We start from the raw sequence: 14103 nt of genomic DNA, 5'->3' as shown, positions 1-14103 counted from the left end.
ATGCGCATCGGTTTATGGATCCTGGCGGCGGTCTACGCCGTGCTGCCGGGCGCACGGGCCCTGGACGTCTATCTGGAGGGCCCGCCCGCCGACATGACGCCGTTCCAGGTGGCGTCGATGACCCTCTTCGGGCCGCTGGTGGCCGGGGTGCTCCTGCGCGCCGCGCACGAGCCGCTGATCGGCGAGGCGTGGCGCTGCACCCCGCGGCTGCTGCGCGTGCTGCTCCCGCTCGGTCACGCCGCCCTGTTCGCGTTCCTCGCCTTCACGGCCCTGGCGGTGCGCGAGAGCGTGTTCGGCCCCGGCTTCGACCTCGTCGACAGCCCGCGGAACTGGTGGACGGGGACCTCGTACCCGGTGCGCGAACTCTGGCTGCTGATGCTCGCGATGGCCGCGCCCGTCCTCGTCTGGTCGCCCATCGTCCACTACGAGGGACCGCAGCTGCTGCTGCGCGCCTATCTCGGCCTGGCGGCGGGCAAGGCCATCCGCTCGGGCGACATGGAGACCCTCCGGCTGGTCACCGCCCCGCTGCGCGGGCCCCGACGGCTGCCCAGCGTCACCGCGTACAACGAGGCCGTCGTCGCCTCCCTCGACAGCCTGGCCCTGCTCAACCGCCTGGAGGCCACAGAGGAGCCGGAGGCGCTGGACGCCCTCCTCGCGTCGGCCCGGCAGGCCGTGGTCGGCATCCAGGCGCTGCCGGGGCGCAGTTCGCGACAGTTCCTCCTGATGCTGCGGGACACCCTCGGCGACGCGCTGTGGCAGCGGCACCTGGACACGCTCAGCTCCGCCGCGCTCCACGAGGCCATCCGCATCCGCCGCGAGGTCCTCGCCGCCCCGCGCTGGACGAAGGGCGTGGACATACGCCCGTATCTCCTCCAGCTCAGCGAGGCGTTGGGCGCGCGGTTCGACCTGACCGGAGACGAGCAGGACCTCCGCGAGGCCGTCGCGCTCGCCGAACGCGCCGCGCGAGCGCGCCCGTTGGGCAGGAAGCCGAGCGTGGAGGCGCTGCGGATCGTCGGGATGCAGCACATCCGTGGCGTAGGGAGGGGGTCGGCGGCCCGGCGGCATGGGAGGCCGCCGTGGCGGCCCTGCGCGAGGGAATCGCGCTGGAGGCCCCGACCGGTGGGCGCACCTGTCGCTACCAGCTCTCCGCCGCACTCCTCGAAGTGCCCGAGGAGCTCGGGCCGGAGGTGCGGACCGCGGCGGTGGCCGAGGCGGTGGACCTGGCCCGGGACCTGGCCGAGGCCGCGCTGCCGGGCGGCGGGGCCGACGGCGAATGCCGCATGCTCCTGGGCATGGCCCTGCTGAAGCAGGTCGCGGAGGACCCCGCGCCGGTGCCGGCCCTGTGGGAGAGTTGCGTCCAGGCCTTCCGCACGGCGGCCGAGAACGCGGCGATGCCCGCCCAGCTGCGGCTCCACGCGGCCTACCTGTGGGGCGTTCTGGCGGCCGGCACCGCCGCCGAGCTCGCCGGCGGCGCGATCGCGGCGGAGGACCCGGGCGACGCGGAGGACCGGTTGTGGGCCTCCGGCGCGGACGGGTTCGCGCTCGCCGTCGAACTGCTGCCGCTGGTCGTGTGGCGCGGCGTCGACCCCCGCGATCAACGCACCTTCCTCGCCGACCTGAACGGGCTCGCCGTGGACGCCGCGGCCGCCGCCGTCGGCGCGGGCCGGCCCGAGCAGGCCGTCGAACTCCTCGAACGCGGCAGGACCGTGATGTGGTCGCAGATGCTCGACCTGCGGACCGCCGAACTGAACCGGCTGCGGGCCGTCGACCCGGAGACGGCCGCGCGACTCGACGCGATCCGCGCGGAGTTGGACACCCCGCTCCCGGCCGGCGGCGAGGAGATCGCGGAGATCGCCGAACGGCGCACCGCCCTCGCCCGCGAATGGGACAGGCGGACCCGGCAGGCAGGACTGCTGCGGATCCCGGACTACCCGACGCTGCGCGCGGCCGGCGCCGAAGGCCCCGTCGTGATCGTGAACATCAGCACACTGGGCTGTCATGCCCTGGTCGTCCGCGCGGAAGGACCCCCGGCCGTCGTGCCGCTGGCCCCCCTCACCCACGCCGACGTCCAGGAGGCCCTGGACCGCACGGCCGCGGCCGACGAGCGGCTCGTCAGGGCCCACGCGGCGCTGCGGGAGGCCCGGCGCCGCACCCGGTCCGACAGTGACCTCGCCCCCGATCCTGCCCTCGCCCTCGCCTCCGCCTCCGCCTCCGCCTCCGCCTCCGCCTCCGCCTCCGCCTCCGCCTCCGCCTCCGTCCCCGCCTCGGACACCCGTCCCGACCCCGACCCCGACCCGGACGCCGTCGAGGCGGCCGAGGCGCTCGTCATCCGTGCCGAGATGCGCCGGACCCAGGTGTCCACCCGGATGCTCGACTGGCTGTGGGACCACGTCGCCCGCCCCGTCCTCGACGCCCTCCCCGAACTCGACGTGACCGAAGGCGAGTTGCCTCGGCTCTGGTGGTGCCCCACCGGCCTGGCCACCTATCTGCCGCTGCACGCGGCCGCCGCCCGGCGCGGGAGCGCGCGGGACTCGGTCCCCGGCCGCGTCGTGCCCTCGTACGCCCCCACGCTCACCTCGCTGCTCCATGCCCGCAGGCCCGTGGCCGGCCCCCGCCGCCCCGGCGGACTGCTCCTGGTGACCGTCCCGGAACCGGACCTGCCGGAGGTCGCCGCCGAGGCCGAGGTCGTCGCCCGCCACATGCCGGCGCTGCTCCGGCTGCACGACGCCCACGCCACCGTCGACGCCGTCACCCGCCTGCTGCCCGGCCACACCCGCCTGCACGCCGTCTGCCACGGCATCGCCCGCGAGGGACTGCGGCTCGCCGGCGGCGAGATCCTCACCCCGCTCCAGCTCTCCCGGATCCCCGCCGGGGAGGCGGAGTTCGCCTTCCTGTCGGCCTGCGACACCGCCGTACCCGACCCCGACGTCCTGGACGAGGCCACCCACCCCGCCGCGGTGCTGCACTTCGGCGGCTTCCGGCACGTGCTGGCCAGCCTCTACCCCGTACAGGACGCCAGTGCGCCGGCGGTGACCGACGCCGTCTACCGGCGCCTCCTGCGGGACGACGGCGAGCTGGACGCCTCCCGGGCGCCCCGCGCGCTGCACGCCGCCCTCGCCGGACTGCGCGCCGCCCACCCCCACCAGCCGAAGATCTGGATGCCCTACATCCACATCGGCGCCTGACGGCGACCACCTGGGAAAGCCACCACCGCAGAAGAGGAGAAGATGACCGACCGCGCCCTGGAGAAACGTGCCCGCACCTGGCTGTGCGACCACTACACCGAGGTCCGCGCCGACTTCGAGGAGGACGGTGCCCTCGACGACTTCGACGACGTCCTGGACGAGGTACGGGAGGGCGGCAGCGCCCTGGAGGCGCTGCGGCGGCTCGGCCACGACCCGGCCCTGGTGCTCGGCGAACGGCGCAAGGACGGCGTGGGCACGGCCGGACTGTGGAGCGAGGAGACCGAGGTCAGCAGCGTCTTCCGGTGCCCCCGCAGCACCGGCCGCTGCACCGCGCGCCGCTCCCGCGACGCGTCCGGCGGCTGGCCGCTGTGCTACCTGGACCCCGGGGACCCGGACGGCGTGCCGCTGAAGCCGGCCGCGACGCCCGCCGACGGGAGCCCGGCCTGATGGACGGATTCCTCTCGGAGGTCGGCAAGAAGGTCACCGAACGCTGGCTCACCCGGATCGTGCTGCCCGGCCTGCTGTTCGTCGTGGTCTGCTGCGTGGCCCTGACCCCCGGCCGCTCGGGGCCCGTGGACGTCACGGCGACGATCGAGTGGCTGGAACGCCTGCGCACCGGGCGGTACGCCTCGCCCTCGGGCAAGGCGGCCGCCCTGGTGACCGTGTTCCTCGCGGTGGCCGGCTCGGCGCTGTGCGCGGACTGGCTGGCGTCCGGGATCGGCCGCCTGTGGGCCGGGCGATCGCTCCGGCTGCGCCGCCTCGCCGCCCGGCTGCGCGGCCGCGGCACCGACGTGCCGGCCCGGGCCACCCGGATCGGCGGCCGGCTCGGCGCGGTCGAGGAGCGGATCCGCGTCCAGCACGGCGTCCACATGTCCCTGGTGTGGCCCCGCGTGTGGCAGCTGGCGCCGGAGGGCGCACGGCAGGACGTGAACGCCGCCTGGGACCGCTACGCGGCGGCGGCCCTGCGCACCGCGTGGGCCGTGCCCTACGCCCTGCTCGCGGCCGTCTCCCTGTGGTGGCCGGCCCTCCTCGTCGCGGCCGGCCTCGCCCTGACGGGCGTACGCGAGGGCCGCGCCGCCGTCACCGGCTTCGCCGTGGCCGTGGAGTCGACCGTGGACACCGGCCTGAACGGCCTGGCCGAGGCGCTCGGCGTGCCGCTGCGGCACGGCCGGGTCCTGCCCGCGGACGGTGCGCTCATCAACGAGCTCCTCCACAAGGGCCGCTGAGGCCGCCGGCTCCTCCGCCCCTCCCGCGAACGCCGAAGGGCCTCCCCGCACCCTGCCCGCACCCCCGCCTCCGGGCGTGGTTTCCGCCGGGCGGGGCAGGCGCGTCACGTGCCCTCCCCGTTCGGAGGGCACACGGCCGCCGGCCGGGTGCGCCGGAGGAGCGTCGACGGGGACGGGATGGCACGCTCGGGCGGAGCGGGACACCGTTCGGCGAAGGGAGGGAGCACGTGACGCAGGGCACCGGGCGGAGCGCCCGGGACACCGAGCTCGTGAGACGGCTGCGGCGCGATCCGTTCGTCGTGCAGACGGTACGGTCCACGGCCGCGGCGACCCTGTCGTACGTCGTCGCGCTCTGGCTCAGCAGCGAGCCGGCACCGCTGACCGCCCCGCTCACCGCACTGCTCGTCGTCCAGGTCACCCTCTACTCGACGCTCACCACGAGCCTGCGCCGGGTCAACTCCGTCGTCGTGGGCGTGCTCATCGCCATCGCGTTCAGCGTGCTCGTCGGCCTCTCCTGGTGGAGCCTCGCCCTCATCATCCTCGCCTCGCTCCTCGTGGGCCGACTGGTGAAGGTGGAGGAGTTCATCCCCGAGGTCGCGATCAGCGCGATGCTCGTCCTCGGCGTCACCCAGGTGGCCCACACCGCCTGGGACCGGGTCCTGGAGACCCTCATCGGCGCCGTCGTCGGGATGCTCTTCAACCTGGTCCTCGCGCCGCCCGTGTGGGTGGACACGGCCGGGGAGTCCATCGAGGACCTCGCCCGGCGGATGCGCAGACTGCTGCTCGACGTGGCCGAGGAGTTCACCGGCGCGCCCCCGTACGAACGGGCCGCGGCGCGGCTGCACGAGGCGCGCCGCCTCGACAACGACGTCGCCGACGTCGACGGCGCCCTGCGCACGGCCGAGGACAGCCTCCGGTTCAACCCGCGGGTCAAGGAGGGTCTGCTGCACCGCATCGTGCTGCGCACCGGCCTCGACACCCTGGAGATCTGCGCCGTCGTGCTGCGCGTCCTGACCCGCACCATCACCGACCTGGCGAAGGAGCGCGCCGGCCGGGACCTGCTGCCCCGTCCCACCGCCCTCGCCCTCCAGGAGACCGCGCAGCACACCGCCGACGCCTTCGTCAGCTTCGCCGTCCTCGTCACCGTGTCCGGCAGCGAGGCGGCCGAGGCGGCCGAGACACGGCTCGCCGGCGAGCTGCGGGCGGCCCGGGTCTGCCGCGACCGCACGGCCGACCTGTTGCTCGCCCTCGCCCTGAAGGAGCCCGCCCGCTGGCAGCTCTACGGAGCGATGCTCGCCGAGGTCGACCGCGTCCTCGACGAACTCGACCCCGAGCACCGGGGGCGGCGCCTCATGGAGGAGCTGGACCGGCAGGGGCGCGAACGCCGGGAACGGCGCGCGCGGCGGCGGCTGACGAGGAGAACCCACACGGAAGGGGAGAGGAAGACATGACGGCCCACTCGTCACCCGACTCCGTGCCCGCCGGGACGGGCACGGTCACCACCGCCGTACCGGCGCGCCTGGACCGGCTGCCCTGGTCCCGCTGGCACTGGATGATCGTCATCGGTCTCGGCACCGTCTGGATCCTCGACGGCCTCGAAGTCACCATCGTCGGCAACGTCGCCGGCCGCATCGCCGAGGACGGCAGCGGACTCGCCATCACCTCCGCCCAGATCACCGGCGTCGCCGCCGCCCTGTACGTGGCCGGGGCCTGCTCCGGGGCGCTGTTCTTCGGCTGGCTGACCGACCGCTACGGCCGCAGACGGCTCTTCATGGTGACCCTGGCCGTCTATCTGGCCGCGACCGCGCTGACCGCGCTGTCCACCGAGGCCTGGTGGTTCTTCCTCTTCCGCTTCCTCACCGGCTTCGGCATCGGCGGTGAGTACGCGGCCATCAACTCCGCGATCGACGAGCTGATCCCGTCCCTCTACCGGGGCCGGGTCGACCTGATCATCAACGGCAGCTACTGGCTGGGCGCCATCGGCGGCGCCCTGCTGTCCATCGTCATGCTGGACACCGACATCTTCCCCGCGGACATGGGCTGGCGGCTCAGCTTCGCCCTCGGCGTCGTCCTCGGCCTGGTCATCCTGCTCGTCCGCCGGCACGTGCCGGAGAGCCCACGCTGGCAGTTCATCCACGGCCGCGGCGAGGAGGCCGAGGACCTGGTCGCGTCCGTCGAGCAGGAGATCGAGCGGGAGAAGGGCGCACCGCTCCCGCCGCCGGACCGTGAGATCACGATCCACCAGCGCCGGAGCGTCGGCTTCGGCGAGATCGCGCGGACCGTCTTCGCCCGCTACCCGCGCCGTGCGGTCCTCGGCCTGTCGCTCTTCATCGGCCAGGCCTTCCTGTACAACGCGATCACCTTCGGCTTCGGCGCCATCCTCACCACCTTCTACGACGTGCCGACCGGCCACACGGGCTACTACTTCGCCGTCATCGCCGCCGGCAACTTCGTCGGCCCGCTGCTGCTCGGCAGGCTCTTCGACACCGTCGGCCGACGCGTCATGATCTCCTCCACCTATCTGCTCTCCGGCCTGCTGCTGTTCGCGACGGCCTGGCTCTTCGGCCGTGGCTCGCTGACGGCGTCGACGCTGACCGCCTGCTGGTGCGTGGTGCTCTTCTTCGCGTCGACGGGCGCCTCCAGCGCCTATCTGACGGTCTCCGAGGTCTTCCCGATGGAGACCAGGGCGATGGCCATCGCCTTCTTCTACGCCCTGGGCACCGCGGCCGGCGGTATCAGCGGCCCGCTGATCTTCGCCGGCCTCACCGAGTCGGGCGTGGTCGCCGACACGGTGCTCGCCTTCCAGATCGGCGCGACACTCATGTGCGCCGCCGGTCTCGTGGCGGTGTTCCTGGCGGTGAACGCCGAACGCCGCTCGCTGGAGGACATCGCCGAGCCCCTCTCGACGGCGAAGCCGTCCACCGAGGGCGTCCGGTCGTGACGGTGGCCTGAAACGTCACTGCGGCAGGACGGCATCGGCGTTTCCGCCGCCGCGGCACCGTCGCGGTGCGTCGCCCCGCCTCCTGGGGCGACGCACCGCCGAAGGCTCACCAAGGGGACGAACAGGGCGACTTGGGCGCCCGGGAAGGGTGGGGGAGAGGGGTCCGGAAGCCCTGCGCCGACTGGCTCGAATGTCATCGGTCGCCCGGTTAAACCCCGCGTCGAACGAGATCACCGCATCGAGGTAATGCTCCCGGTCCCATGAGGCGATCGGTGCGCACGGAGCGTTACTGTTCCCCAGGATCTGGCCGATCTGGCCCGGATTCCCGGTTCCCGGTGATTGCGTCGGGTTATCCCCTTTCCCTCTTTTTAAGGAGCGCTCCTCCATGACCGTTGAGACGGGTCCGGAGACTCAGCTGGAGCCGCCGCGGCAGAGCCTGAGCACCGCGGCCGCCCGCAACCTCGCCACCACCACCAAGTCCGCCCCGCAGATGCAGGAGATCACCTCACGGTGGCTGCTGCGCACCCTCCCCTGGGTGGAGACCAAGGGCGGCGCCTACCGGGTGAACCGCCGGCTCACCTACACCGTCGGCGACGGGGTCATCGAGTTCGTCCAGGACGGCGCCTCCGTCCGCGTGATCCCCCGCGAGCTCGGCGAACTCGCCCTGCTGCGCGGCTTCGACGACGAGGAGGTGCTGACCGCCCTGGCCGGCCGCTGCGCCCAGCGCGACTTCCGCGCCGGCGAGGTCATCGTCGAGCGCGGCGCGCCCGCCGAGCAGATCCACCTCATCGCCCACGGCCGGGTCAACCAGACCTCCGTCGGCAAGTACGGCGACGAGGTCTCCGTCGCCGTCCTCGCCGACGGCGACCGCTTCGGCGAGAACGCCCTCCTGGACGCCGACGCCAGGTGGGACTACACCGCCACCGCCGAGACCCCCGGCACCCTGCTCACCCTCTCCCGCTCCGACTTCGCCTCCGTGATGTCCCAGGCGCCGAGCCTGGAGGAGCACATCCGGGAGTTCAGCTCCCTGCCCCAGCAGCGGCAGAACCGTCACGGCGAGGCCGAGATCGCCATGTCCGCCGGCCACGTCGGCGAGGTCGAACTCCCCGGCGCCTTCGTCGACTACGAGCTCAAGCCGCGCGAGTACGAGCTCTCCGTCGCCCAGACCGTCCTCAAGGTCCACACCCGGGTCGCCGACCTCTACAACGGTCCGCACAACCAGACCGAGGAGCAGCTCCGGCTCACCATCGAGGCGCTGCGCGAGCGCCAGGAGCACGAGCTCGTCAACAACCGCGAGTTCGGCCTGCTCCACAACGCTGACTTCAAGCAGCGGATCCAGACCCACTCGGGCCCGCCGACCCCGGACGACCTCGACGAACTGCTCTGCCGCCGCCGCGGCACCAAGTTCTTCTTCGCCCACCCCAAGACGATCGCGGCCATCGGACGCGAGTTCAACGCCCGCGGGCTCTACCCCGACCACGTCGACCTCGGCGGCCAGCTGGTGCCGGCCTGGCGCGGCGTGCCGATCCTGCCCTGCAACAAGATCCCCATCAGCAAGGAGCAGACCAGCTCGATCATCGCCATGCGTACCGGCGAGGACAACCAGGGCGTCATCGGACTGCACCAGACCGGACTGCCGGAGGAGTACGAGCCGGGCCTGTCGGTGCGCTTCATGGGCATCAGCGAGCAGGCGATCATCTCGTACCTCGTCACCACCTACTACTCCGCCGCCGTGCTGGTCCCGGACGCGCTCGGCGTGCTGGAGAACGTCCAGATCGCCCGCAGGCGCGACTAACAGCCAGTCTCACCCCGTCCGTCGAGGAACCGTCCGAGGGCCGCGCCGGGCTTCCCCGGGCCGGGACGGCCCACCCATCCCAGCAAGGAGCCACGGATGCCCGATCCCGGGCCTTCCCCTGTGCAGTCGAGCCCGCCCTCGTCCTCGTCCCTCCCGACCGCCCCGCCCGCGCTGCCACCGCTGCCCGGCCCTCCCTCCCTCCCCTTCCCGCCCGTCGAGACGGCCGCACCCTCCGAGCCGGCCGCGCCCGTCGGCGCACCCGCACCGCCCCACCCCGAGCTCGAACGGATCCTGCGCGGACCCAGCGGGCTCGGGACGGCGGCGCTCTCCCTGGCCCGGCGGCCGGAGTCACCGGCCCCGCCCGAGCCCGCCGCCCCCACGGAGGGCATCCCGATCCCGGGCCTCTACCACCACCCCGTCCCGGAGCCCGATCCGGCACGGGTGGCGGAGGTCAGCCGCCGCATCAAGGACTGGGCGGTCGACGAGGTCGACCTGTTCCCGGACGAGTGGGAGGGCCAGTTCGACGGCTTCTCCGTCGGGCGCTACATGGTGGCCTGCCACCCGGACGCCCCGACGGTCGACCACCTGATGATCGCCACCCGGCTGATGGTGGCCGAGAACGCCGTCGACGACTGCTACTGCGAGGACCACGGCGGCTCGCCGATCGGGCTCGGCAGCCGGCTCCTGCTCGCCCACACGGCCCTCGACCCCCTGCACACGACACAGGAGTACGCGCCGGGCTGGACGGAGTCGCTCGGCTCGGACGCCCCGCGCCGCGCCTACCGCTCCGCCATGGCGTACTTCGTCCAGCAGGCCACCGCCTCCCAGGCCGACCGCTACCGGCACGACATGGCCCGGCTGCACATGGGCTACCTCGCCGAGGCCGCCTGGGCCGAGTCTGACCACGTACCCGAGGTGTGGGAGTACCTGGCGATGCGCCAGTTCAACAACTTCCGCCCCTGCCCGACCATCACCGACACCGTCGGCGGCTACGAACTGCCGGCGGACCTGCACGCCCAGCCCGCCATGCAGCGGGTCATCGCACTCGCCGGGAACGCGACCACCATCGTCAACGACCTGTACTCCTACACCAAGGAGCTGGCGAGCCCCGGCAAGCACCTCAACCTGCCCGTGGTGATCGCCGAACGGGAGGGCCTCTCCGACAAGGAGGGCTATCTCAAGGCCGTCGAGGTCCACAACGACCTCATGCGCGCCTTCGAGGCCGAGGCCGCCCAGCTGGCCGCCGCCTGCCCCGTACCGACCGTGCTGCGCTTCCTGAAGGGCGTGGCCGTGTGGGTCGACGGCAACCACTACTGGCACCAGACCAATACCTACCGATACAGCCTGCCCGACTTCTGGTAAGAAACGGACTTTTATCTGTGACTAGCACTGAGTTCACCACCGCCGGTAACGCCTCCGCGTTCGTCCCCTCGCCCGCGACGCCCTACCAGGGGGACATCGCCCGCTACTGGAACGACGAGGCCAGGCCCGTGAACCTGCGCCTCGGCGATGTCGACGGGCTCTACCACCACCACTACGGCGTCGGCGACATCGACCACGCCGCGCTGGGAAGCCCCGAGGACAGCGAGTACGAGAAGAAGCTGATCGCCGAACTCCACCGCCTGGAGTCGGCGCAGGCCGAGATCCTGCTCGACCACCTCGGCCCCATCGGGCGCGACGACACGCTCATGGACGCGGGCTGCGGCCGCGGCGGCTCGATGGTCATGGCCCACCAGCGCTTCGGCTGCAAGGTGGAGGGCGTCACCCTGTCCGCCAAGCAGGCCGACTTCGCCAACCGGCGGGCCCAGGAGATCGGCATCGAGGACCACGTGCACGCCCGCGTGTGCAACATGCTCGACACCCCGTTCGAGACCGGGCAGATGGCCGGCTCCTGGAACAACGAGTCCAGCATGTACGTCGACCTGCACGACCTCTTCGCCGAGCACTCCCGGGTCCTCGCCGTCGGCGGCCGTTACGTCACCATCACCGGCTGCTGGAACCCGAAGTACGGCCAGCCCTCGAAGTGGGTCTCCCAGATCAACGCCCACTTCGAGTGCAACATCCACTCCCGCCGCGAGTACCTGCGCGCCATGGCCGACAACCGCCTCGTCCCGCAGGCGGTGATCGACCTGACCCCGGAGACCCTGCCGTACTGGGAGCTGCGGGCCACGTCCTCGCTGGTCACCGGCATCGAGGAGGCGTTCATCGAGTCGTACAAGGACGGCTCCTTCCAGTACGTCCTGATCGCGGCCGACCGGGTCTGACCCGCCGGGACCGGTGAACCGCGGGGCCGGGTCCGTCGTCCGACGGGCCCGGCCCCGGTGCGTCACGAAACCCGAAGTCCCCGCGGCCCGCGCCCGGGTCAGCTCTCCGGCGGCGTCTCCGGCAGGAGGGCGCGCAGTTCGCGAGCCGTGCGCTCCGGGTCCGGTACGGAGACGGCGATCCGGTCGAAGGGCGCGCCCCGGCCGAGGTCCAGGACCAGCACCGGGCGGCCGTCGGCCCGCACCGCGACGAAGTCCTCGCCCGCCGGGCCGTACCGCGTCCCCACACACCGGCCGGGCATCCACCGTCCCCGGCCCGCCTCGCCGCGCAGCGGCCGCCACCAGCTGCTCTCCACACCGACCTCGCGCAGCGCCGCCACGGGCACCCGGATCGTACGGCGCCGCGCCGCCCAGACCTCGCGCAGGTCCAGCCGGACGACGACCCGGTCCCCGTCCACCGTCACACGTGCCATGCCGTGCTCACCCGCCCTCCCGCAGCGCGGCGAGCCGGCGCCGCGCCGCAGCCGTGGAATGCCCGCGCGGTGCGTCCCGCCACGGGTCGCGGTCCACGAGCTCGCCGGCGTCCGCCACGCTCCAGCGCCGTGCGGTCAGCTTCGGGTCGTCCAGCTCGTCCCAGGCCAGCGGCGCCGCGACGGGCGCGCCGGGCCGGGCCCGGACGGCGTAGGGGGCGACGGCGGTCTGCCCGTAACCGTTGCGCTGGACGTCCAGGTAGAGCCGCCCGCCGCGGTCGCGTTTGCGCGCCGCCGTCGTCAGCTCCTCCGGATACCGGCAGGCCAGCACCTCCGCCAGCTCCCGGGCGAAGGCCCGTACGTCGTCGAAGGTGTCCCGGCGCAGCAGCGGCACCACCACGTGCAGGCCGCGCGAGCCCGTCGTCATCGGCAGCGAGGGCAGTTCCAGCTCGTCGAGCAGCGCGCGCAGCCGCCCCGCCGCCCGGCGCACCGCGTCGAAGTCGTCGCCCGGAGGATCGAGGTCGAGGACCAGCCGGTCGGGACGGTCGGGCCGGTCGGCGCGGGAGAGCCAGCGGTGCGGCGTGACGCACGCCTGGCCGGCCAGGTACACCAGCGAGGCGGCGTCCTCGCACAGGGCGTAGGTGACCGTGCCGTCCGCCTTGGGCAGCTCGGCCGTGGCGAGCCAGTCGGGGAAGTGGTCCGGGACGTCCTTCCGCATGAACCCGGGGTCGTCGATGCCGTCGGGATGCTGCTCCAGCATCAGCGGGCGGCCCCGCAGATGGGGCACCATGCGGTCGGCGACCCGGTGGTAGTAGTCGGCGAGACCGGCCTTGGTCAGGCCGTCCTCGGGGAACAGCACCTTGTCCGGCCGGGTCACCTCCACGGTGCGCCGGCCGACCCGGATCTCCCTCGCACCGCCCTTCGTCGCCGTCACGAGGCGCTCCCCGCCACCTGGGCGAGGGTGCGGCCGGTGCGGGCCGACCGGGCCCGGCGCGGATCGGTGCCGCCGTCGCCCTCGTGGGCGCGTCGGTCCGCCCGCTTGACCAGCAGCCAGGCCTCCCGGTCCCCGTCGGAGCCGTCGCGGATGCGGGTCAGCGCGTAGCCGCCGTGCAGCTTCCGCCCGTCCAGCCAGAAGGAGGCGTGCCCCCGGTCGAGGGCCTCGGCGAACGGGATCTCGCGGCCGGAGCGGTCCTCGGAGAGGTTCCGGTAGGTGCCCTCGTCCCAGACGATGACCGTGCCCGCGCCGTACTCGCCGGGCGCGATCACCCCTTCGAAGTCCCGGTACTCCAGCGGATGGTCCTCGGTCGGCATCGCGAGGCGCTTGTCCTGCGGATCGGCGGACGGCCCCTTGGGGACGGCCCAGGACTTCAGCACCCCGTCCACCTCCAGCCGGAAGTCGAAGTGCATCGCGGTCGCGTCGTGGATCTGCACCACGAACGACGGCGCCGCCCCCGGGGCGGCGGACGGCCGTTCGCCTCTCGGTTCGGCGGTCCGGGAGAAGTCCCGGCGCCGGTGGTACTCGCTCAGTCCGCCCTTGGGAGTCACGGCCTCCTCCTCGTGCCTCGTGCGCGCGTGGCCGCGTGCCCGCGCCGGCTGTGTTCCGTCCGTTCCCGCGTCTACCCCACGCCCCGGGACGGAATCCGGCTCAGGAGCCGAGGGAGACGACGGTCGCGGACATCGGCCCGCCGGGCGTCCGGTAGGTCACCGTGTCCCCGGCGCGCCGTCCCATCAGGGCCGTGCCGAGCGGGCTGTCGGAGGTCACCAGCGCCGGGTCGTCCGCGTCGGCGAGCTCGCCGACGTGCACGGTCGACTCACCGCCGTCCTCGAACCGCACCGTGACGGTGCTGCCCACCCCCACCACGTCCGAGGGCGGCGCCCCCGCCGTGCCCGCCGCGCGGACGCGCTCCTCGATCTCGGCGATGCGCCGGTCGAGCCGGGCGACCTGCGAGACCCGCTGCAACTCGTCGGCCGCGTCGGCCTCGTCGCCGACCGGCTCCCCGTCCCGCAGGGTCGCGGCCGCCTCGTCACGTTCGGCGCGCAGCTCGGCGAGCTCCTCCCGGAGCGCCCGGAGAGCGTCGGCGTTGATGGGCTCGGGACCGTCGGTCATGCCTGCTCCCCTGTCGCTGGTGGCACGTGGAGTACCAGAGGCTTTCATTAGCGCATCGCCCGCAGGACCCGGCAAATCACCGTGGCCCGGGCGCGGGGCCCGGGGGGACGCGCCTCCC

Annotated in this window: 13 protein-coding genes; 9 read left to right on the top strand and 4 right to left on the bottom strand. The window is 73.4% G+C overall.

Features of this window, described 5'->3' with window-relative positions:
- From ACFY7C_RS04680 to ACFY7C_RS04640, 9 genes are all read left to right on the top strand, one after another.
- Complete coding sequence (locus tag ACFY7C_RS04680) at positions 1-1305, top strand: hypothetical protein (protein ID WP_389643674.1); 1305 nt, start codon at positions 1-3, stop codon at positions 1303-1305.
- Positions 1281-3185, top strand: a complete 1905-nt coding sequence (locus ACFY7C_RS04675) for a CHAT domain-containing protein (RefSeq protein ID WP_389645965.1) — start codon at positions 1281-1283, stop codon at positions 3183-3185. Before ACFY7C_RS04680 ends, ACFY7C_RS04675 begins: the two co-directional genes overlap by 25 nt.
- A gap of 42 nt (positions 3186-3227) precedes the next feature.
- A complete protein-coding gene (locus ACFY7C_RS04670; protein ID WP_389643671.1) occupies positions 3228-3632 on the top strand; it encodes a hypothetical protein in 405 nt (134 codons plus the stop codon).
- Positions 3632-4411 (top strand): hypothetical protein, encoded by a 780-nt coding sequence (locus ACFY7C_RS04665; protein ID WP_389643669.1) that lies wholly within the window; start codon positions 3632-3634, stop codon positions 4409-4411. The genes ACFY7C_RS04670 and ACFY7C_RS04665 overlap by 1 nt, the downstream gene beginning before the upstream one ends.
- Positions 4412-4638: 227 nt before the next feature.
- Positions 4639-5862 carry an aromatic acid exporter family protein gene (locus ACFY7C_RS04660; protein ID WP_389643666.1) on the top strand — a complete coding sequence of 408 codons (1224 nt, stop codon included), beginning with the start codon at positions 4639-4641 and terminating at the stop codon, positions 5860-5862.
- Positions 5859-7352 carry an MFS transporter gene (locus ACFY7C_RS04655; protein WP_389643663.1) on the top strand — a complete coding sequence of 498 codons (1494 nt, stop codon included), beginning with the start codon at positions 5859-5861 and terminating at the stop codon, positions 7350-7352. The genes ACFY7C_RS04660 and ACFY7C_RS04655 overlap by 4 nt, the downstream gene beginning before the upstream one ends.
- Positions 7353-7737: 385 nt before the next feature.
- The gene (locus tag ACFY7C_RS04650; protein ID WP_389643660.1) at positions 7738-9147 is read left to right on the top strand and encodes a family 2B encapsulin nanocompartment shell protein; all 1410 of its coding nucleotides are present in this window, start codon (positions 7738-7740) and stop codon (positions 9145-9147) included.
- Between the two features lie 96 nt (positions 9148-9243).
- Positions 9244-10509 (top strand): family 2 encapsulin nanocompartment cargo protein terpene cyclase, encoded by a 1266-nt coding sequence (locus tag ACFY7C_RS04645; RefSeq protein ID WP_389643657.1) that lies wholly within the window; start codon positions 9244-9246, stop codon positions 10507-10509.
- A 17-nt stretch (positions 10510-10526) separates the two neighbouring features.
- Positions 10527-11411, top strand: a complete 885-nt coding sequence (locus ACFY7C_RS04640; RefSeq protein WP_389643655.1) for a geranyl diphosphate 2-C-methyltransferase — start codon at positions 10527-10529, stop codon at positions 11409-11411.
- 98 nt (positions 11412-11509) lie between these two features.
- Here ACFY7C_RS04640 and ACFY7C_RS04635 read toward each other — a convergent pair whose 3' ends face one another.
- The 4 genes from ACFY7C_RS04635 to ACFY7C_RS04620 all read right to left on the bottom strand — a co-directional run bounded on the left by ACFY7C_RS04635 (position 11510) and on the right by ACFY7C_RS04620 (position 13985).
- Positions 11510-11881 (bottom strand): hypothetical protein, encoded by a 372-nt coding sequence (locus tag ACFY7C_RS04635; protein WP_389643653.1) that lies wholly within the window; start codon positions 11879-11881, stop codon positions 11510-11512.
- A 7-nt stretch (positions 11882-11888) separates the two neighbouring features.
- Complete coding sequence (ligD, locus tag ACFY7C_RS04630) at positions 11889-12812, bottom strand: non-homologous end-joining DNA ligase (RefSeq protein ID WP_389643651.1); 924 nt, start codon at positions 12810-12812, stop codon at positions 11889-11891.
- The gene (locus tag ACFY7C_RS04625; RefSeq protein WP_389643649.1) at positions 12809-13423 is read right to left on the bottom strand and encodes a DNA polymerase ligase N-terminal domain-containing protein; all 615 of its coding nucleotides are present in this window, start codon (positions 13421-13423) and stop codon (positions 12809-12811) included. Before ACFY7C_RS04625 ends, ligD begins: the two co-directional genes overlap by 4 nt.
- Before the next feature lie 100 nt (positions 13424-13523).
- Positions 13524-13985, bottom strand: a complete 462-nt coding sequence (locus ACFY7C_RS04620; protein ID WP_389643647.1) for a GreA/GreB family elongation factor — start codon at positions 13983-13985, stop codon at positions 13524-13526.
- Positions 13986-14103: the final 118 nt, after the last annotated feature.

The organism is Streptomyces sp. NPDC012769, from assembly GCF_042901205.1.
GTDB lineage: Bacteria > Actinomycetota > Actinomycetes > Streptomycetales > Streptomycetaceae > Streptomyces.
The sequence above is the reverse complement of the archived record's forward strand: the minus strand, read 5'-3'. Positions and strand labels throughout refer to the sequence as shown.